Origin of the sequence: Xanthomonas prunicola (genome assembly GCF_002846205.1) — a bacterium.
In the GTDB taxonomy this organism is placed as follows: Bacteria; Pseudomonadota; Gammaproteobacteria; order Xanthomonadales; family Xanthomonadaceae; genus Xanthomonas; species Xanthomonas prunicola.
The window spans coordinates 211,571-231,491 of sequence record NZ_PHKV01000003.1; the positions used below are offsets into that span (position 1 = coordinate 211,571).

General features: G+C 64.2%; 15 protein-coding genes and 1 tRNA gene. 7 read left to right on the forward strand and 9 right to left on the reverse strand.

Annotated features, from left to right (window positions below):
• Window positions 1-57: 57 nt before the first annotated feature.
• Complete coding sequence (locus tag XpruCFBP8353_RS10945) at window positions 58-906, reverse strand: DUF3298 and DUF4163 domain-containing protein (RefSeq protein ID WP_101363269.1); 849 nt, start codon at window positions 904-906, stop codon at window positions 58-60.
• Between the two features lie 50 nt (window positions 907-956).
• Window positions 957-1,271: a GNAT family N-acetyltransferase gene (locus XpruCFBP8353_RS10950; RefSeq protein ID WP_101363654.1), complete on the reverse strand. Its 315-nt coding sequence runs from the start codon at window positions 1,269-1,271 to the stop codon at window positions 957-959.
• A 183-nt stretch (window positions 1,272-1,454) separates the two neighbouring features.
• Here XpruCFBP8353_RS10950 and XpruCFBP8353_RS10955 point away from each other — a divergent pair, with 183 nt between their 5' ends.
• The gene (locus tag XpruCFBP8353_RS10955) at window positions 1,455-1,643 is read left to right on the forward strand and encodes a hypothetical protein (RefSeq protein ID WP_101363270.1); all 189 of its coding nucleotides are present in this window, start codon (window positions 1,455-1,457) and stop codon (window positions 1,641-1,643) included.
• A 409-nt stretch (window positions 1,644-2,052) separates the two neighbouring features.
• Here XpruCFBP8353_RS10955 and XpruCFBP8353_RS10960 read toward each other — a convergent pair whose 3' ends face one another.
• Both XpruCFBP8353_RS10960 and XpruCFBP8353_RS10965 read right to left on the reverse strand, forming a co-directional pair.
• Window positions 2,053-2,661 (reverse strand): rhomboid family intramembrane serine protease, encoded by a 609-nt coding sequence (locus XpruCFBP8353_RS10960; RefSeq protein ID WP_101363271.1) that lies wholly within the window; start codon window positions 2,659-2,661, stop codon window positions 2,053-2,055.
• Between the two features lie 7 nt (window positions 2,662-2,668).
• Window positions 2,669-4,234 (reverse strand): POT-type proton-dependent oligopeptide transporter, encoded by a 1,566-nt coding sequence (locus XpruCFBP8353_RS10965; RefSeq protein WP_101363272.1) that lies wholly within the window; start codon window positions 4,232-4,234, stop codon window positions 2,669-2,671.
• Between the two features lie 351 nt (window positions 4,235-4,585).
• Here XpruCFBP8353_RS10965 and XpruCFBP8353_RS10970 point away from each other — a divergent pair, with 351 nt between their 5' ends.
• The 4 genes from XpruCFBP8353_RS10970 (at window position 4,586) to XpruCFBP8353_RS10985 (ending at window position 10,205) form a co-directional block, all read left to right on the forward strand.
• Window positions 4,586-6,355: a M14 family metallopeptidase gene (locus tag XpruCFBP8353_RS10970; protein WP_101363655.1), complete on the forward strand. Its 1,770-nt coding sequence runs from the start codon at window positions 4,586-4,588 to the stop codon at window positions 6,353-6,355.
• Window positions 6,356-6,478: 123 nt separating this feature from the next.
• Window positions 6,479-8,725: a beta-glucosidase family protein gene (locus XpruCFBP8353_RS10975; protein ID WP_101363273.1), complete on the forward strand. Its 2,247-nt coding sequence runs from the start codon at window positions 6,479-6,481 to the stop codon at window positions 8,723-8,725.
• Window positions 8,726-8,865: 140 nt separating this feature from the next.
• Window positions 8,866-8,952: transfer RNA gene (locus XpruCFBP8353_RS10980), tRNA-Leu, on the forward strand.
• A gap of 356 nt (window positions 8,953-9,308) precedes the next feature.
• A complete protein-coding gene (locus XpruCFBP8353_RS10985; protein ID WP_162301024.1) occupies window positions 9,309-10,205 on the forward strand; it encodes a DUF2884 family protein in 897 nt (298 codons plus the stop codon).
• A gap of 35 nt (window positions 10,206-10,240) precedes the next feature.
• Here XpruCFBP8353_RS10985 and XpruCFBP8353_RS10990 read toward each other — a convergent pair whose 3' ends face one another.
• Genes XpruCFBP8353_RS10990 through XpruCFBP8353_RS11010 form a run of 5 tightly spaced genes read right to left on the reverse strand, consistent with a single transcriptional unit; the run spans window position 10,241 to window position 16,584 of the window.
• Window positions 10,241-11,788: a serine hydrolase domain-containing protein gene (locus XpruCFBP8353_RS10990; RefSeq protein WP_101363274.1), complete on the reverse strand. Its 1,548-nt coding sequence runs from the start codon at window positions 11,786-11,788 to the stop codon at window positions 10,241-10,243.
• Window positions 11,789-11,838: 50 nt separating this feature from the next.
• Window positions 11,839-13,419, reverse strand: a complete 1,581-nt coding sequence (locus XpruCFBP8353_RS10995) for a DHA2 family efflux MFS transporter permease subunit (RefSeq protein ID WP_101363275.1) — start codon at window positions 13,417-13,419, stop codon at window positions 11,839-11,841.
• A gap of 6 nt (window positions 13,420-13,425) precedes the next feature.
• The gene (locus XpruCFBP8353_RS11000) at window positions 13,426-14,619 is read right to left on the reverse strand and encodes an HlyD family secretion protein (protein WP_101363276.1); all 1,194 of its coding nucleotides are present in this window, start codon (window positions 14,617-14,619) and stop codon (window positions 13,426-13,428) included.
• A 10-nt stretch (window positions 14,620-14,629) separates the two neighbouring features.
• Window positions 14,630-16,147: an AdeC/AdeK/OprM family multidrug efflux complex outer membrane factor gene (locus XpruCFBP8353_RS11005; RefSeq protein ID WP_101363277.1), complete on the reverse strand. Its 1,518-nt coding sequence runs from the start codon at window positions 16,145-16,147 to the stop codon at window positions 14,630-14,632.
• Entirely contained in the window at window positions 16,144-16,584 is a 441-nt protein-coding gene (locus XpruCFBP8353_RS11010) for a MarR family winged helix-turn-helix transcriptional regulator (RefSeq protein WP_101363278.1), read from the reverse strand. Before XpruCFBP8353_RS11010 ends, XpruCFBP8353_RS11005 begins: the two co-directional genes overlap by 4 nt.
• Before the next feature lie 122 nt (window positions 16,585-16,706).
• On the opposite strand from XpruCFBP8353_RS11010, the gene XpruCFBP8353_RS11015 reads away from it, so the two are divergent.
• Complete coding sequence (locus tag XpruCFBP8353_RS11015; protein ID WP_101363279.1) at window positions 16,707-17,558, forward strand: AraC family transcriptional regulator; 852 nt, start codon at window positions 16,707-16,709, stop codon at window positions 17,556-17,558.
• Window positions 17,559-17,618: 60 nt separating this feature from the next.
• Window positions 17,619-19,862 (forward strand): DNA topoisomerase IV subunit A, encoded by a 2,244-nt coding sequence (gene parC / locus XpruCFBP8353_RS11020; protein ID WP_101363280.1) that lies wholly within the window; start codon window positions 17,619-17,621, stop codon window positions 19,860-19,862.
• The last annotated feature ends 59 nt before the right edge of the window (window positions 19,863-19,921 follow it).

Here is a 19,921-nt window from a genome sequence, read left to right on the forward strand (position 1 = left end):
TGGAATACATTACTGAATGGCCGCGCCATTCAATCACATCAAGCGCTGCGCAACACCTCAGCGAGCGAAGAGATGTACATATTCCGGTGCGACCCAAGGCAATAGCGTGGAGGCAGCGACCTCTGCCGTTTGCGTGCCATCCGAGTACGGGCCCACCTGATACGGCGGAAACACAAACCGCACGGCAGTGATCTGCCCGCTCGCATTCAACACCGGCACGAATTGTGCAAAATTATCCACTTGCGCTGCAGTACCTTCGGCAATCATGCGATCGGCCGACGCCACCTGTTCGGCCTGCTCTTCTACCGGCACGCGATCCGCTTGGACGCGCTGGGTCGCTGCAGCATGCAATTGCGCCGCGACCCCGCTGCCGATTTTTTCCCAGCCTGCCGGGTCCGGAATCAGTGCCTGCGCGGTCAACTGCTTGCGCTCCTTGACCAACCATACCAAACGCGCCACCAGCGGCTCGCCATGCGCACCGCCGGTGTAACGGCTGCCGTCGGCAGAAATCACGATCAGGTCGGGGGTCTGCAACATCGTCTCGAACGCCAGCGACAGCTCATACGGCACGGCCGGCTTGTCGTTGCCCAGGCCGGACACGGCTTGCATCAGTTCGGCACGCGCGTCCTGCGCATAGCCGCGAATGAGCGCAGTGAGTTCCGGATACGCATCCAGCCCGTGCGGATAGCTGATGCCCACCATATAGGCGGGCGCATGTTCGATCACATCTTCCAGCGGGCCGCCGCTCTCTACGACGGTCGGCGCTGCAGGCGGCGCTGTCGCGGCCGCTGCTTCAGCTGCAGGCTCGTTCGGCTCTGCGGCTGTCGGTGCACGTTGCGTACACCCTGCCAACGCGACCAACACCAACAAGCCCTGCACTGCCTTGACTCCAAGCAACCGCCCCATTACCGCCCGCTCCCCTGATAAATAGCGTTACGAAAAGACTCGACTGCTGGTCAGGCCAGCAGATCCTGAAATTGCGGATGTCGCCGCACGTAGGCATCGGCATAGCTGCAGGCCGGCACCACTTTCAAACCGCTTTGGCGTGCATAGTCCAGAGCAGCCTCGACCAACACTGCAGCGATACCGCGTCCGCCGATCGCGTCTGGCACCTGCGTGTGGGTGATGGTCATGATCTCACCCTGGCAGCGATACGCCAGCTCGGCGCGATGTCCATCGGTATCTATGTCGAAACGCTGACGGGCAAGATCGTGTTCTGCGTGCACTGTCGACACCTCTCTCATTGTCTGCGCCAAGCAGGAAGTGGTCATCAGTGTGACCAGCGCGACGCCGCGCCTGCGTGAAAGTGAATCGATGCTGTGATCGGCGGCGCAGCTTGCAGAAAGCGCGCTCAAGTTCACTCGGGAAGCGCCGATAGCTGACCCGAAGGCAATCGCTGCGACCGGTCTGCGGAAGCCGCCGACGTCTTCGCCTATCTAAGAGGGAGCCACCGCATGAACCACGATTCGGCAGGACACAGCGCTGACAGCGATAGCTCGTTGCTGGAAAACTTGTTCCAGTTCGCCCTCAAAGGCGATACCCACACTCCGGATTTCACGCAGCTCAACGATACCGTGTACGAGCGCCTGCAGCAGGCCTACGGCGTGGCATCCAGCACTGACCAGGAACGCAACGCGGCCTGAGCTGGCATCGCTGCGCCGTGGCGGTCTCGTCCGTGGCGCCGTCGTCGATCGCATTGAGCATGCCGTCGCCGGCTGCGTACCGATAGCGTTGTCTGGAACTGGAGCAACAGCAAAGGGGCCGGCTAGTTCAGGCATCGCTGCAGCCGGCCCGTGACTGCGCGCCCCTGTTGGACGCTGCCCTCATCTACCAGGCCCACGCCACCGTGGCGCATCGGCCACGGCTCGGCCTGATGGAGCCGCTGCTAATCCGCTTCCCGCAACGGCCCATTCCGTTCGACCCTGCTGCCGTCGAGCGCCACACTGCGCCTGCTGCAACCACCGTTCGCGCTATGCGACGACTCGCAAACACCCGCTATCAACAGGCGATTGCAAGCCGCCTTGTGCCAGCACAATCGCCGCCAGCCCGCGCTCAGCCGAAGCGTGGATGGGACAGCTGTTCCAGGAACACCTGCCACACGCGCGGCTCCATGATCAGCATGAACATCACACCGAACGCGGCGCCGGCCAGATGCGCGCTGTGGTTGATGCGATCGCCGCCGCGGCGGTCCATCCACAGGCTGTAGCCGACGTAGAACACCGCATAGATGATCGCCGGCGCCGGAATGAACAGCACCAGGATGATCGTCCATGGCTGCAGCAGGATGAAGGCGAACAACACCGCTGAGACCGCGCCGGACGCACCCAGGCTGAGGTAATTGGGATTCTTCTGATTCTTCAGGTAGCTGGGCAGGATCGAGACCACCAGTGCAGCCAGATAGAACAACGGATAGGTCAGCACGCTGCCGGTAAGCTCGGCCATCACCTGCTCGATCACCCGGCCGAAGAAGAACAGCGTGACCATATTGAAGACCAGGTGCCCCAGGTCGGCATGGATGAAGCCGTAGGTCACCAGGCGGTCGTACTGCTTGTGCTTGTCCACCGCCGGCGGCCACAGGATCAGCCGGTCGCTCAATTTGCGGTTGTTGAACGCCATCCACGAGACGATGCCGGTGATGGCGATCAGGATCAGGGTAATCATGCAGACCTCAGGCAGTACGGTAATTGTCGACCATGCGATAACGGCGTGCGTACAGGCCGAAGGCCAGGGCCGCCAGGAATGCAAACGCCGCGAAGAAGAACATCAAAAATGCCGCTTCGCTAAACCCAGTATCGGCGATATGCGCGGTCACCGTCGCGTTGCGCACTGCCACGTTCGACAGCAGCACCCACAGATTGCCCACGGTGGTGGTGAGATACCAGAAACTCATCACCACGCCCTTCATCGACGGCGGCGCCTGGCTGTAGGCGAACTCGATGCCGGTGGCCGACACCAGCACCTCACCGAAGGTCAGCAGCGCATAGGGCAGGATCTGCCAGGCGATGTGCATCGGCTCGCCACCATCCATGCTGATCTGGATGGCGCCGACCGCGATCCAGGCCAGGCCACTGAAGGCGATGCCGCAGGTCATGCGGCGCAGCGCGGTGGGCTCCCAGCCGCCACGCCGCAGCAGCGGGTACAGCACCAGGTTGTTGAAGGGAATCAGCAGCATCACCAACAGCGGATTGAGCGCCTGCATCTGCGAGGCGGTGAACCAGGCCGGCATCGTCATCTCGCGCCCCTGCAGGACCCAGGTCGACGCCTTCTGGTCGAATAACGAAAAGAACGGCGTCACCAGCGCAAAGATCACCAGCACCCGCAGCAATGCGCGCACGCCTTCGACCGCTGCATCCGGATGCGTGCCGCGCGCGCGTTCCAGCTGCCACCAAGTGCCGCCACCGATGCCGGCCAGCAACAGCACCAGTGCCATGCACAGGCACACCACGATGCCCAACTGTTCGATAAGCGCGAAACCGGCCAGCGCCAGCAACACCGACACGACCGCCAGCACCAACCCGGGGCGACCCCGCCCCGGCGCATGCGCCAGTAATGCAGTGCGCACCACCGCAGCGAAACCATGCGGGTCCTTCGGCGGCAGCGGCACCAGCACATAGCGCTTGCGCCCGAGCCAGAACACCAGCGTGGCCACGAACATCAAAATGCCGGGGATGCCGAATGCCCAGGCCGGGCCAAGATTCTTCAACGCCAGCGGAATCAGCAACGAGGCGAACAACGAGCCGAAATTGATGATCCAGTAAAAGGCGTCGAACACCACCTTGGCCAGATGCTTGTTGGACTGGTCGAACTGGTCGCCCATGAACGAGGCCACCAGCGGTTTGATGCCGCCTGCGCCGAGGGCAATCAAGCCCAGGCCCAGGAAGAACCCGTCACGGCTGTCTTCGAACAGCGCAAGACAGGCGTGCCCGGCGCAATAGATCAGGCTGAACCACAGAATGGTGTTGTATTTGCCGAAAAAGCGGTCGGCCAGCCAGCCGCCCAGCAGCGGGAAGAAGAACACCCCGATCATGAAACTGTGCAGGATGTGCTTGGCTTCGGCCTCGCGGCCCGGCCCGCCAACTTCCTGCAGCAGCAGCGAGGTAATCAGGAACTGCACCAGGATGTTGCGCATGCCGTAGAAGCTGAAACGCTCGCAGGCCTCGTTGCCGATGATGAACGAAATCTGGCGCGGCAGCCGCGCGCCGGCAGAAGCGCCTGGCGAGATGGAGGTGGTCAAAGGCAGTCCGGTCGTGCTGAAAACAGCCCCTATCGTACCGGCGGGCACCCGCATGCCGCCATTGCGCGGCCCGAACTGTCACGCGCGGGCGCGGCTGACAGACCGTGTTCCCAGGTGGGCCATGTTGAGCAAGTGTGCGGACAACGGCGCTGGCGCCAACGGTGCGCGGCCTCCGCGTCGTTTTTCGCCCGCCTCGGACGCCGATCACATGGTCGACAGAACTCCATTGCCGCGTTCGGTTACGCTCTCCGCGCTGCATGGATCACGGCGGGACCATGACGCAGTGCAGATTGGCCTCGCACGCTGGCTCGGCTACATTGCAAACGTTTTCCTGGAACAATGGACCGCTGGATGCCCCGCTTCACCCGCCTGGCCCTGAGCCTGTTGCTGCTGACTTCCACCCCCGCCGCCCTGGCTGCCACGCCGCTGACAACGCAGGCAGAGCGCAGCGGTTTCGTGCAGACCGGACGCTACGACGAAGTCATTGCGCTATGCGATGCGTTTGCGCAGCGCTACCCACAGGCGGTGCGCTGCATCCAGTTCGGCACCACGCCGGAGGGCCGCCCGATGAAGGCCTTGGTCGCCTCCACCAGTGGCGCGCTCGACACGCAATCGGCCGCGCGGCGCGAACTGCCGGTGGTGCTGATCCAGGGTGGTATCCATGCCGGCGAGATCGATGGCAAGGACGCGGGCTTTTTGGCGCTGCGCGAGTTGCTCGACGGCAAGGCCGGCAAAGGCGTGCTGGACAAGGTTGTGTGGGTGTTCGTGCCGGTGTTCAACGTCGACGGGCATGAGCGCTTCGGCGCCTGGAACCGCCCCAATCAGCGCGGCCCCGAGCAGATGGGCTGGCGCACCACCGCGCAGAACCTCAATCTCAACCGCGATTACGTCAAGGCCGATGCGCCGGAAATGCAGGCCATGCTGCAGCTAGTACAGCAGTGGGACCCGCTCATGTACGTGGACCTGCACGTCACCGATGGCGCCAAATTCGAACACGACGTATCGGTGCAGGTGGAACCCGTGCATGCCGGCGATGCGACCTTGCAGCGCGATGGCACACGCTGGCGCGACGCGGTGCTTGCCGACCTGAAAAAACAGGGCTCGCTGCCGCTGCCGTATTACCCGTCCTTCGTGCACGAAGACGATCCCAGTTCCGGCTTTGCCGACGACGTCTCGCCTCCGCGCTTCTCGCACGGTTATTTCCTGCTACGCAACCGCTTCGGGATGTTGGTGGAAACGCATTCGTGGAAGGATTACCCCACGCGCGTGCGTGTCACCCGCAATGCCATCGTCTCGGTGCTGCAGCAGGCCGCGCGCAATGGCGCGCAGTGGCGCGCCAATGCAGTGGCTGCCGATCAACGCGCCACGCATCTGGCTGGCACGTCCGAGCCGTTGAGCTTCGCTGCCGGCCCGCAGGCGCGCACGGTCGCGTTTCGTGGCTACGCGTATACGCGCACGCCTTCGCCGATTTCCGGCGCGCTGATGACGCACTACGACGAGAGCAAACCGCAAATCTGGCAGGTGCCGCTGCGCGACCAGATCAAGCCCGATGTGGTGGTAGATGCGCCACGCGGCGGCTATCTGGTACCCGCTGCACAAGCCGCCTTGGTGGGCGAAAAACTGCGCCTGCATGGCATCGCGTTTCAGACGATCGGCAGTGCAGCGGAGCGCCCGGTGCAGACCTTCCGCGCCGATACCGTCAAGTTCGCGGCACGCTCCAACGAAAGCCATCAGACCGTCGAACTCAGCGGGCAATGGCGCGATGAAACCCGCACCGTACCGGCCGGCTCGTTGTTCGTGCCGATCGCGCAACCCAAGGCGCGTTTGGTGATGGCAATACTGGAACCGCAGGCACCGGATTCGCTGCTGCAGTGGGGCTTTTTCAACACCGCGTTCGAGCGCAAGGAATACATGGAAGCCTACGTCGCCGAAGAGGTGGCGCGCGGCATGCTTGCGCACGATGCCGCATTGAAGGCGCAATTCGAACAGCGCATCGCCAGCGACCCGGACTTTGCCAAAAACCCGCAGGCACGTCTGGAATTCTTCGCCAAGCGCCACGCATCGTGGGATGAGCGCTACCAGCTCTACCCAGTGCTCCGCACCGCGCAGATCGACTTCTAACCGCCGCGTCGATTCCGGCAAGCGACCGCGCGGCACCGCCGCGTCGCGCCGATTCGGGCACTCCGGTGCCCCCTGATTTGTTATGACCCAGCACTACAAGGACACCCCGTGCCACAGCTTGATATGAAAACGTTTACAACGCCCGTTAATCGCCCTCGCCCCCTTGTATTGGCAGTTCTCATGGGCATGGGCATTGCGCTGGGCGCACCGTTGGCAAGCGCCCAATCCGCACCGGCATCGCAGCCGTGGATGGACACCGGGTTGACCGCCGACCAGCGTGCGGACCGGCTACTGGCGCAGATGACCGACGACGAAAAATTCCAGATGCTGCGCAGCTATTTCGGCCTGGGCACCGACAAGGTTCCCAAGCCTGAAGGTGCGCTCGGTTCGGCCGGCTATGTGCCCGGTATTCCGCGCCTGGGCATCCCCGCGCAGCAGTTGGCCGATGCCGGCGTGGGCGTGACCAATCCCGGCGGCATCCGCAAGGGCGATTACGCCACCGCGATGCCGTCCGGCCCGTCGACCGCGTCGAGCTGGAATCCGCAGCTGGCCTATGCCGGTGGCAAGACCATGGGTCGCGAATCCTGGCAGCAGGGCTTCAACGTGTTGCTCGCCGGCAGCGTCAACCTGCAGCGCGATCCGCGTAACGGGCGCAATTTCGAATACGCGGGTGAAGATCCGTTGCTGGCCGGCACCATGGTCGGCGAATCGATTCGTGGCGTGCAAAGCGAACATGTGCTGTCGACGATGAAGCACTTCGCACTCAACGACATGGAGACGCGGCGCAACTTCCATAGCGCGCAGATCGGCGAGCAGGCGATGCACGAATCGGATCTGCTGGCGTTCGAGATCGCACTGAAGATCGGCGACCCGGCCTCGGTGATGTGCTCCTACAACAAGATCAACGGCGTCTACGGCTGCGAGCACGATTACCTGCTCAACCAGGTGCTCAAGCAGGAATGGAAATACCCCGGTTACGTGATGTCCGACTGGGGCGGCGTGCACAGCGGCTCCAAGGCGGCGTTGGCCGGGCTGGATCAACAATCGGCAGGCGAAGTGTTCGATGCGGCGGTGTTCTTCGATGCGCCGTTGCGCATGGCGGTGTCGGCCGGCGTGGTGCCGCGCGCGCGCTTTGACGACATGGTCAAGCGCGTGCTGCGCAGCCTGTTCGCGCATGGCGCGTTCGATCATCCGACCCAGCGCCAGCCCATCGATGGCAATGCCGGTCTGTTGGCTGCGCAGCGCGTGGCCGAAGAAGGCAGCGTATTGCTGCGCAACGAGCAGGCCATGTTGCCGCTGTCCAGGGACGTGCGCCGCATCGCGGTGATCGGTGGCTACGCCGACAAGGGCGTGATGTCCGGCGGTGGTTCCTCGCGTGTGGACTACACCATCAACGGTGGCAACGCCGTACCCGGCCTCACCCCGACCACCTGGCCCGGCCCGGTGATCATCCATCCGTCCTCGCCGCTGCAGGCGCTGCGCGCCGCGTTGCCGAACGTGCAGATCGATTATGTCGACGGCAAGGACCGCGCTGCCGCGGCACGCGCGGCCAAGGCCGCCGAGGTGGCGATCGTGTTCGCTACCCGATGGGCGGCAGAATCGGTGGACCTGCCGGACATGCGCTTGCCCGACAACCAGGACGCCTTGATCGAGGCGGTGGCCAAGGCCAACCCCAAGACCACCGTGGTGCTGGAAACCAACGGGCCGGTGCGCATGCCGTGGGCCGAGCGCGTGCCGGCGGTGTTGCAGGCGTGGTACCCGGGCATCGGTGGCGGTGAGGCGATTGCCAACCTGCTGACCGGCGCAGTGAATCCTTCCGGCCACCTGCCGGTGACCTGGCCGGTGGACGAATCGCAGCTGCCGCGCCCGTCGATTCCGGGCCTGGGCTTCAAGCCGGCCAAGCCTGGCGAAGACAGCATCGACTACGCCATCGAAGGCGCCAACGTCGGCTACAAATGGTTTGCCGCGCGCAAGCTGACGCCACGCTACCCGTTCGGCCATGGCCTGACGTACACGCAGTTCCGCATGGGCGGGCTGCGTGTGGAGGCGAACTGCAGCCAACTCACCGCCAGTTTCGAGGTGGAAAATATCGGTCAGCGCGAAGGGGCTGCCGTGCCGCAGCTCTACGTCACCCTGCCCGATGGCCACGCCACCCCGCTGCGCCTGATCGGCTGGCAGAAGCTCACGCTCAAGCCAGGCGAAAAGCGCAGCGTGCAAGTGATTGCCGAGCCCAAGACCCTGGCAGATTTCGACGCCAAGGCACGTCGCTGGACGATCGCGACGGGCACTTATCGCGTGCAACTGGCGCGCTCGGCGAACGAACCGGTGCAGAGCGCGGAAGTCACCTTGCAGGCCGCACAGTTGCCGTAAGCGTATTGGGCGCATGCACCGATGCGTACATACGCCAGCTCGGGCTGGTTGGGTTGCCATGCGGCGCAAGTCGCCACGAAAAAATGTGCCGGATGCGTTGACAGCCTCGCGCGCACCTTGCACAATTCTCCCCCTGAGTCGCCCAGGTGGCGGAATTGGTAGACGCACTAGCTTCAGGTGCTAGCGGGGGCAACTTCGTGGAGGTTCGAGTCCTCTCCTGGGCACCACGACTCACGGTAGATCGTAAAAAACCTCGCTTCGGCGGGGTTTTTTCGTTTGGGCGGTTGCCTGATATATCCCGCTCGCCGTCGCAAGCGCTGTCTGGGAGCACATCCAGCAAGCACGTCACCCTCGTTTGACGACGACACCCCCAAAGCCGGCGGGCGCCAAGCTGCTCCGCGTCTGAGCACGATGATCCGCAAGCAACGCGCGCGCGCAGCAGTGCTGGTTGCGGCTTGCAGATAGCGCGGGGCCTCAGCGCGATCCAGACCCGCCCTGCCGTGCGACGCAGTGACTTTCGACACGCGTCACCGGCCGTCACCACAGGCGAGGATGACGCGTCGCCCATCACGGCACTTCGCCCATGCTTCGCCCATTGCAACGTGCCCTGTTGCTGATTGCCGCACTCAGCGCGCAGGCGTCGGCGCAGGATGCCGAAAGCCGCCCATCGCAGACGCATCGCGCGCAGGTGTCTTCGCGGCAATGCGGGCTTGGCACATCCTTCAATGTGCTTGCCGACAGCGGCGGTATCTGGCTGTACCGCGACAATGGCATACCGCGCGAAGTGTTCTTCCACGCAGGCGAACTGAGCATCGATCATCAGGTGCAACCGATCGGTGCTGCAGACCGCGAACGACTGCGGAAGATGGAAGAAGAAACCCGCTTGCTGATGCCGCAGGTTTCTGGGTTAGCGCACGAGATGATTGACCTGAGCTACGACGCGCTGGGCGGTGTGGTCCAGGTATTGACCGGCAGCTGGCTCAACGCCCGCAAGATCGAACGCCTGCGCCGGCGTGCCAGCGATTATGTCGACGGCACGCTGGGCAAAGGGCGCTGGGAGCAACAGGCCTTCGATGGCAACTTCGAGCGTTATGTCGAACAAGAAGCCGACAGCTTCAAGGGCAGTATCGCGCGCCACATGATGTGGCAGATTGCCACTGGCCGCGCGGACGGGATCGATGCCCGTGCGCAAGCGATGGATAGCCAACTGGATGCCAGGCTAGACACGCGCGCCAGGACGATTGAAGCCAGGGCCGCCGCGCTCTGCGGCCATGTGCAGACACTGCGCCGCCTGCAGGACGCGCTGGACGTGCGCTACCAGGGACAAGCGCTGCAGTTGCTTGACGTTGACCCTGAAGGCAATCGCGCTAGCAATCTTGCAGCGGCACGCAAACAGAAAACGCTAACCGAACGGGATACTGCAGACGATAAAGCTCTCCAGTTATCGCACGCGGCGCAACCGGCAGCCGACAATCGATAACGCGCCGGCAATTGCTGTCACGCATCGCCAGCGCTTCAGTCTAAGTCGTTGGAACTCCTCTTGATCGTTTGCCTGATACGCGTAGCGCGCGCAGCGTCTCCCGCTGCGTCATAGGCCTCCGCCAGGCTATCCAATGCATTGCGTGATGCAGGAAACATCTGCGCGTTGAGCATGAACACATGAATCGCTGCGTCGGCGCCCAGGTTGGACAAGATGGTATAGCCGGCCGTATTGATCGCGCGCTCGAGCGCATCCGTTGAGAAGCCGAAATCTGTCCGGAGCGTCTCTGCAAGACTGCCGGGATCTTTCTCGTCGGGCGCACGCAGCGCAAAGGCGATCAACGTTTCAGAGAGCGATTTACTGGGAAACCGCTGCGGCGAAACCCTGGCAAGAACGCTATCCACCAGTACCCTGCTCCACACATTTCGCGCACTGCCATTGGTCAGATAAACGATGCTGTAGCTGTCGCCATCCAACGTCCGATCAAACACGATCCGCACCCTGACCCGCGCACCGCCGTCGTGTCCAACAGACGGGTACGCATCATCCTGCCCGACCTCCCAGCCGCTGGCGAACCAACCTTGCTGTCCGTTCGCCAACACGTGCGGTTGCCAGAGCCGCTGCAGCGTTGCCTTGCCCACCAATTTTCCGGTGCGCATGGCTTCCAGAAATGTGCTCAGGTCGTCGATGCTTGTGTACAGATCGCCATGACCCAGCGCGTAATCGGGCAATGCAACCTGCGGCTCTTGCTGCAGTTTTCCATCCTTGCCGACATAGGCGGTGGCCAATCCATGGGCGGGCAACCTTGAGCGCCCCAGAAATGTGTGCGACAGCTGCAGCGTTTCGATGATTCGCTCTGACGCAACCTGCGCGTAGGGCTTGCGGTAATGCGCCTGCAAGAGCTGCGCAAGAACGACGTAGTTGGTGTTGACGTAGCGCGTTTCGCTGCCAGGCACAGAACGCAGAGGTCTCGCCGCCAACACGTCGAACAGCGCTTGCGCAGTCGCTGGCAATGAAGCCTCGGCTTCATCCGTGTCACTCATCTGCGCCGGTTCGAAATACTCGGGTAGGCCGGAGGTATGGTTGAGCAGTTGCGCAACGGTGATGCGCGCCCAGGGCTGCGGCAACTCGGGCAAATAGCGCCTGGCCGGCTGATCCGGATCGATCTGTCCCGCCTCGATCAGTTGCATGATCAGCGTACTGACGAACAGCTTGCTCACCGAAAACGCCGGGAAGATCTGCTCGGGCGTCACCGCCTGCTTCGTGTCCAGATCGGCAAGCCCATCGACGCCGCGAAACAGCGGCTTGCCGTTGTGCACGACAGACACTGCCTGACCGAGGATGCCATAGCGCTGACGATTGACCTGCAGTTGCTGGGTCAACGCATCCTCAAGCGACGCAGGCGCGGCGATCGCCGGAAAACAGCACACTTGCGTGACAAGCATCGTCGCAGCCACAAGCCCGCACAGCAGGCGTGCGGGCAGCGGCCGCAATCGGCGAGATTGCACGCGATGCAGCGATGGCGACCTGCCATCGAGCAGGTCCCATTGCCTGCGCACCATCCCTGCCGACCACATGACCATCGCCCGCTCCTGCGTTGACGGCGCGAGTCTAGCAGCCTCTTACCAGGGGCTCAGTGCCCCCCGGCCGCCGCGGCACTGCCGGCACCGGCGCCGAACGGCGGCTTGGCCAGCCACAGGAAGAAGATGATCGCCAGGAAGGTCCAACCAAGCAGATAGAAGATGTCGTTGAAGCCCATCTGCGAGGCCTGATGGTTGATCATGTTATTGAGCGATGCAGCGCCGCGTTGCAGGTCGCCCTGCCCCATCGCAGCCACTTGTTCCTGCATGCCGGGCGTATACACCGAAATGTGCTCGGTGATATGCGCGTGGTGCACCTGGGTGCGATGTGCCCACAGATAGGTGGTTAACGATGCAGCGAAGCTGCCGCCCAATGTGCGCAGGAACGTGGCGAGGCCGGAACCTGCAGCAATTTCGCGCCCGTCCAGATCCGACAGCAGGATCTGCAGCACCGGCATGAAGAACAACGCCACGCCCACGCCCATCACCAGCTGGATGGTCGCCACATGGCTGAAATCCACCTGCAGGTTGAAGTTGGAGCGGAAGAAGCTGGTGAACGACATGAAGATAAAGGCGATGGTGGCCAGCATGCGCAGGTCGAAGCGCAGCGCATACTTGCCCACGAACGGCGTCATCAGTACCGGCAGGACGCCGATCGGTGCGGTGGCCAGGCCGGCCCAGATCGCGGTGTAACCCATGTCGCGCTGCAGCCATTGCGGGATCAGCAGGCTCACGCTGAAGAACGCGGCATACGCCACCACCATCGCCAATGTGCCGGCGCGGAAATTGCGATGCCGGAACAGCTTGAGATCGACGATGGGATCCTTGTCGGTCAGCTCCCAGATCACGAACACCACCAGCGCCACCGCAGCGATGCAGGCCAGCACCACGATCTTGTCGGAAGAGAACCAGTCTTCGTCATTGCCCAGGTCCAACACCAACTGCAGCGCCCCCACGCCGACCACGAGCAGGATCAGGCCGATGTAATCCATACGCGGCTTTTCGAGCTGTTCGGGACGATGCCGCAACTGCGAACCCACAATGCTGCTGGCGATGATGCCCAGCGGCACGTTGATCAAGAAGATCCATTCCCAGCTGTAGTTGTCGGTGATCCAGCCACCCAGAATCGGCCCGGCGATCGGCGCCACCACGGTAATCATCGCCAGCAATGCGAGCGCCTGCCCGCGCTTTTCGCGCGGATAGATCGACACCAGCAGACTCTGGGTGATGGGGTACATCGGCCCGGCAACAAACCCTTGCAGCGCACGCGCCACCACCAGCATGCCCATGCTCTGGGCAAGGCCGCAAAGGAGCGAGGCAATGGTGAATGCAAGCGTGGACCACACGAACAACTTGGTTTCGCCGAAGCGCCGACTCAACCAACCGGTCAACGGCAACGCGATCGCGGTGCTGACAGCGAACGAGGTGATCACCCAGGTCGCCTGCTGCGAACTGGCGCCGAGATTACCGGCGATAGTGGGCAGCGAGACGTTGGCGATGGTGGTATCCAGCACCTGCATGAACGAGGCCATGGCCAGGCCCACGGTGCACAACGCCACACTGGCCGGGCGAAAGCCGGCGGCGGGCGCTGGTGCCGCCGGACCGCCGGGCGCGGTGGGAGCTTGCGAAGACATGGTGGCTTAGCCCGCCTTGCTGGCAGCCTGCGACGGCAGGTTGTCCTGGATGATGCGTTGGATATCGGCGTCAGCGGCCTTGAGCTGCTGCGCATACACGTCGGTGGAGAACACCGCGCCATTGGCCAGTTTGGTCGGCAATACGCTGCCCTGCTGATCGTGCAGATTGACTTCGACCTTCATCGACAAGCCAATCCGCAGCGGGTTGCTGGCCAATTGCTTGGAATCCACCGCGATTCGCACCGGCACACGCTGCACGATCTTGATCCAGTTACCGCTGGCGTTCTGCGCCGGCAACAGCGAAAACGCGCTGCCGGTGCCCAGGCCCAAGCTCTGGATACGGCCGGTGTAGCTCACGCCGCCGCCGTACAAATCAGAATGCAGTTCCACTTCCTGGCCCAGACGCATGTGCTTGAGCTGGGTTTCCTTGAAGTTGGCTTCCACCCACACCTGTTCCAGCGGCACCACCGCCATCAGCACGCTGCCCGGCTGCACACGCTGGCCAACCTGCGCCGAGCGACGTGCGACGTAACCCGACACCGGTGCTACCACGCCGGTGCGCGCATGATTCAAATACGCCTGACGCAGCTGCGCGGCAGCGGTCTGCACGTCCGGCTGATTGGCCACCGCGCTATCGTCCACCAACGCACGATTACGCTCGAAGCTCTCGCGCGAGCCACTCACGGCCGCTTCGGCTGCGGCCAGTTCGTCGCGGGCATGCGCTAGTTCTTCGTTGGAGATCGCGCCGGTGGCAGCCAGATCCTTACGCCGTGCGAAGTCCGAGCGCGCACTGCGCAGCGTGACTTCGCGTGCCGACAATTCAGCCTGCGCGCCTTCGACGCTGCGATACAGACCGCGCACCTGACGCACGGTCTTGGCGAGATTGGCTTCGGCCTGCTGCACCGCGACCTCGGTGTCGGCCGGGTCCAGTTGCACCAGCAACTGGCCGCGCTCCACGCGCATGCCGTCTTCGGCGCCGATGCTCACCACAGTACCGCCCACCATCGGAGTGATCTGCACCTGGTTGCCCTGCACATACGCGTCGTCGGTGTCTTCGTGCCAACGGCCGACCAGGAAGTACCACACCACCAGGCCGATGATCGCCAGGATCACCACAATGGCCACGATGCGCAGCGCAGTACGGCGCTTGCTGGGCGCGGCGGGTGCGGGCTGAGGAGAAGTTGAAGTCGTCTGGCTCATCGTCGATGTCTCAGGAATTCGGTTGTGCGGAAGTGGGCGCGGTGGGTGCGGTATCGCGTGCGGGCTCCGGCGTGAATCCGCCACCCAGCGCACGCTGCAACCTCACCGAGGCCAGAAGTTGTTGCGACTGCAACCCGGCCATGCGTTGGCGTGCGACGAGCAACTGCTCCTGCACGCTGAGCACTTCCAGATAGCTGCCGATGCCGGCGCGGTAGCGCTGCTGGGCCAGATCGAAGGCAGCCGTTGCGGTCTGCACGGCATCGGTCTGCGCCTGCGCACGTTGCTCCAGCGAACGCACTGCAGTGACCTGGTCGGCCACTTCGCGCAGCGCAGAGATCACTTTCTGGTTGTAGTCGGCCACGGCCAGGTCGTACTGCGCATCGCTGCCGGCCAGATTGGCGCGCAGCTTGCCGCCATCGAAGATCGGCAGGCTCAACGCTGGCGCGACCAGACCGAACACCGAGCCGCTTTCCAGCAACTTGCCGACATCCGGGTTGATCACACCGCCCAGCGCCGTGAGGTTGAGGCTGGGATAGAAGCGGGTCTTGGCGACTGCGATGTCCTTGTCGGCCGCCTCCACGCGCCAGCGCGCGGCGACCACGTCGGGGCGACGGCCCAGCAGATCCGCCGGCAGCATGCTCGGCAACTGGGTGACCATGCCCGCGCCCACTACCGGGCGGGCGATGTCCAGGCCGCGATCCGGTCCCTGTCCGACCAACGCCGCCAGCGCGGTGCGGGCTTCGTCGATCTGCTGCTGCGCGGACTGCAACTGCTGCTGCGCAGCGGGCACGCGCGCTTGGGTCTGACGCACCTGCAACTCGCTGTCGATGCCGGCGCTGCGGCGTTGTCGGGTCAGCTCCAGCAGCTTCTGCGCGCGGCCCAATTCCTCATTGGCCAGGTCGTGCAGACTCCACGCGTAAGCAAGCTGCGCATAGCCTTCGGCAATCGCCGCCGACAGGTTCAATCGCGCCGCTTGCGCATCCACTTCGGCTGCATGCGCCTGATCGACCGCGGCTTCCCACGCACTGCGCTTGCCGCCCCACAGGTCGATGCCGTAACGGAAATCCAGCGTCACCTGCGCACTGCTGCCGTACTTGCCACCGAGCTCTTCGCCGGCCATGGATTCGGGCAGCTGCAGTCCGGTGTAGCCACCCGACACCGAGAGGCTCGGGCCGCGCTCAGCCTGCGCACTGCCGATGCGTGCCTGCGCCTGATGCAAGCGCGCATCGGCCGCAGCGAGGCTGGGGCTGTGCTGCAGGCCTTCGGCGATCAGCGCATCCAGTTGCGCATCGCCCAGCGCGCGCCACCAATCGCTGGCTGGCCACGCGGCCGGGCTCAGCGTGGTTTGCTGCGCCAGGGTGCGTTCGGCGTGCAGTGTGCTGGGGTCCAGCACAGCGCCTTGCGGAGTCAGACCACGGCTGCTGGCACAGGCGGCCAGTGCCAGCGCCAGGGCAGTGATAACGAACGGCCGCGCCAGGCGCATCGAGCGCGGGCGCAGCCTCTGGGTCGGGGAACTAGCAGCGTTCATGAGTTGAGTGCATCGCGGACACGGATAAGAAGTGAGGTAAGAAGTTCGCGCTCGGGCGCAGACAGATCGCGCAGGCCGTGCTCGATGGCGCGTTCGCCGCGCAAGCGCAGCCGCTCCCATAACGCCACGCCCTGTTCGGTCATGACGATCTGCAGCGCGCGTCGATCCTGCGCGTGCGGCTCGCGCCGCACCGCGCCCAGTGCTTCAAGCTTGTCGAGCAGGCGGGTCACCGCGCTCGGGGTCTGGTCCAGCGCCAGCGCCAATTCGTTGGCTGTGCACGGCGAGCGCACCGCCAGGACCTTCAGGCCCACGTAGTGGCTGAAGCCGAAATCGGGCAGTTCGCCCTTCATCTCGGCATCGAGTTGGCGCATCAGCGCATCACGCACCTGGCGCAGCAGCAAGCCAAACGACGGCGCGGCGGTAGACGGAACATTCATGCCGCACATTTTGTTCCGAAAAATATATTTGTCAACGCAATTATCTCACCAGGGATTAAACCGCCTGCAAGGATCGCCACCTTACGCGCCGTGCCCAGTGGCTCGGTAATACAATTCGGCCAATGAGTATCGAAAACTCGCCAACCCAGGTCGACGCATTGCCACCAGGCGTGCGCGCCAGCTTCGAAAAGGCCGATGGCCCGGTGCTGATCGCGTTCCTGGCAGAGTTGCGCGAGGTGTGGGCGCCGGAAACCGCCTGGCACGCGCACGTCCGCGGCCAGCTGATGTATGTGGAACACGGCGTGCTCACCGTGCATACCGAACAAGGCACCTTGTCGCTGCCGCCGGGCTGCGCTGGCTGGTTGCCGCCCGGACGGCAGCACACTGTCGAGCTGGCCGGGCCATTGCGCGGCTGGGGCGTGGTGGTGCGGCCCGATGCCTGCGGCGCCCTGCCTGCGCAAGGCGGGGTGATCCGACTGACCGGGCTGGCCCGCGAGGCCGTCATGCGGGCCGCCAGCTGGCCGCTGGATCAGCCGCTGGATACCGCCCAGCAACGCCTGGCCGCGGTGCTGCTGGACGAGTTGCGGCAGGTGCAGATCGACCACCTGCACCTGCCGATGCCGGCCGACCGCCGGCTATTAAGGATCGCCCGCCAGCTGCTCGACACCCCCGCCGATCCGCGTTCGCTGGAGCAATGGGCCGACTGGGGTGGACTGTCGCCGCGCAGCTTGAGCCGGCATTTCCGCGACGAGACCGGCCTGAGCTTTGCGCAATGGCGACAGCACGCCCGGCTGGCGGAAGGCTTGCGGCGGCTGAGCCAGGGCAGCGCAGTGGCGCAGGTGGCCGACCAGCTGGGCTACAGCAGCCCCAGCGCCTTCGTCAGCGTTTTCCACCGCCATTTCGGCGCCCCGCCCGCCCGTTATTTAGCCAGCCCCCACGCGCGTGGCTTGGCATCCCCCGCCGCATCCGGATAATCGGCGCTCTTCGAGTCCGCGCCCCGGTGCAGACTCCTCTCACGCAGGACCTGGCTTTACATGACCGATCTGACCCGCCCCACCTTCCATGGCTTCGAACAGCTGCCGCTACGCGAGTACGCCGAACGCGCCTATCTCGACTATTCGATGTACGTGGTGCTCGACCGCGCCCTGCCGTTCCTGGGCGACGGCCTGAAGCCGGTGCAGCGGCGCATCATCTTTGCCATGAGCGAGCTGGGCCTGAATGCCGCCGCCAAGCCGAAGAAATCCGCGCGCACCGTGGGCGATGTGATCGGTAAGTACCATCCGCACGGCGACAGCGCCTGCTATGAGGCGCTGGTGCTGATGGCGCAGCCGTTCTCGTACCGCTACCCGCTGATCGAAGGCCAGGGCAACTTCGGCTCCACCGACGACCCCAAGTCGTTCGCGGCGATGCGCTATACCGAATCCAAGCTGACCCCGATCGCCGAGGTGCTGCTGGGCGAAATCGCTCAGGGCACTACCGACTGGGCGCCCAATTTCGACGGCACCCTGGAAGAGCCCACCTGGCTGCCGGCACGCCTGCCGCACCTGCTGCTCAACGGCACCACCGGCATTGCCGTTGGCATGGCCACCGACGTGCCGCCGCACAACCTCAACGAGATCGTCAGCGCGCTGCTGCGGCTGCTCGACAACCCCGATGCCACGGTCGCGGAATTGTGCGAACACGTGCTGGGCCCGGACTACCCGACCACCGCCGAAATCATCACCCCGGCCGCCGACCTGCGTGCGATCTACGAAACCGGCCACGGCAGCGTGCGCGCCCGGGCCACCTACAAGAAAGAACACGCCAACATCGTCATCGATGCGCTGCCGTATCAGGTGTCTCCGTCCAAGGTGATCGAACAGATCGCCCAGCAGATGCGCGCCAAGAAGCTGCCGTGGCTGGAAGACATCCGCGACGAATCCGACCACACCAGCCCGGTGCGGGTGGTACTGGTGCCGCGCTCCAATCGCGTCGATGCCGAGCAGTTGATGGGCCATCTGTTCGTCACCACCGATCTTGAGCGCAGCTACCGCTGCAACCTCAACGTGATCGGCCTGGATGGTCGCCCGCAGGTCAAGAACCTGCGCCAGTTGCTGAGCGAATGGCTGACCTTCCGCAGCGACACCGTCACCCGCCGCCTCAACCATCGCCTGCAGAAGGTCGAGCGTCGCCTGCACCTGTTGGAAGGCTTGCTGATCGCCTTCCTCAACCTGGACGAAGTGATCCGCATCGTCCGCAGCGAGGACGAACCCAAGCCGGTGCTGATCTCGCGCTTTGCGCTGAGCGAAGAACAGGCCGAATACATCCTGGAAACCAAGCTGCGCCAGCTGGCGCGCCTGGAAGAGATGAAGATCCGCGGCGAGCAGGAAGCACTCGCCAAGGAACGCGCGCAGATCATGGCGATCCTGGAAAGCAAGACCAAGCTGAAGAAGCTGATCAAGGACGAGTTGATTGCCGACGCCAAGAAATTCGGCGATGCGCGCCGTTCGCCGCTGGTGCAACGTGGCGCCGCGCAGGCCATCGACGAAACCGAGATGGTCGCCAGCGAACCGATGACCGTGGTGCTGTCGGAAAAGGGCTGGGTGCGCGCGGCCAAGGGGCACGAGGTCGATCCGGCCGGCATGTCGTATCGCGACGGCGACAGCCTGCTGGCGGCGGTACGCAGCCGCAGCACGCACCAGGTGGCGTTCCTGGATTCGGATGGCCGCGCCTATTCCACTGCCGTGCACACCCTGCCCTCGGCACGTGGCAACGGCGAACCCTTGACCGGCCGTTTCTCGCCGGCATCGGGCGCGGCGTTCCAGGTCATGGCCAGTGCCGACAACGCCAGCCGCTTCGTGCTGGCGTCATCGCACGGCTACGGCTTTGTCACCCGCTTCGAAAACCTTACTGGTCGCAACAAGGCCGGCAAGGCGATGCTCAATCTCACCGCCGGCTCGCACGTGCTGACGCCAGCGCAGGTAAGCAACCCGCAAACCGATCGCATTGTTGCGGTCACCAGCGCCGGCAATCTGCTGGCGGTGCCGGCCACGGACGTGCCCGAACTGGACAAGGGAAAAGGCAACAAGATCATTGAGATCCCCAAGGCCAAGCTCGGTACCGAACGCGTGGTGGCAGTGGTCGCGGTAGCGCCGGGCAACACGCTGCTGGTGCGCAGCGGCGCTCGCACCATGAGCCTGTCGTTCAAGGAACTGGACACGTATGTGGGCGCTCGGGCAAGCCGTGGATCGCTGTTGCCGCGCGGATGGCAGAAGGTCGACGGGTTGGAGGTGCAGTAACGATTGTTCACCCCTGCGCCGCACGGCGGCGCGGCTGGGATTGCGGTCGCCTCAGGCTG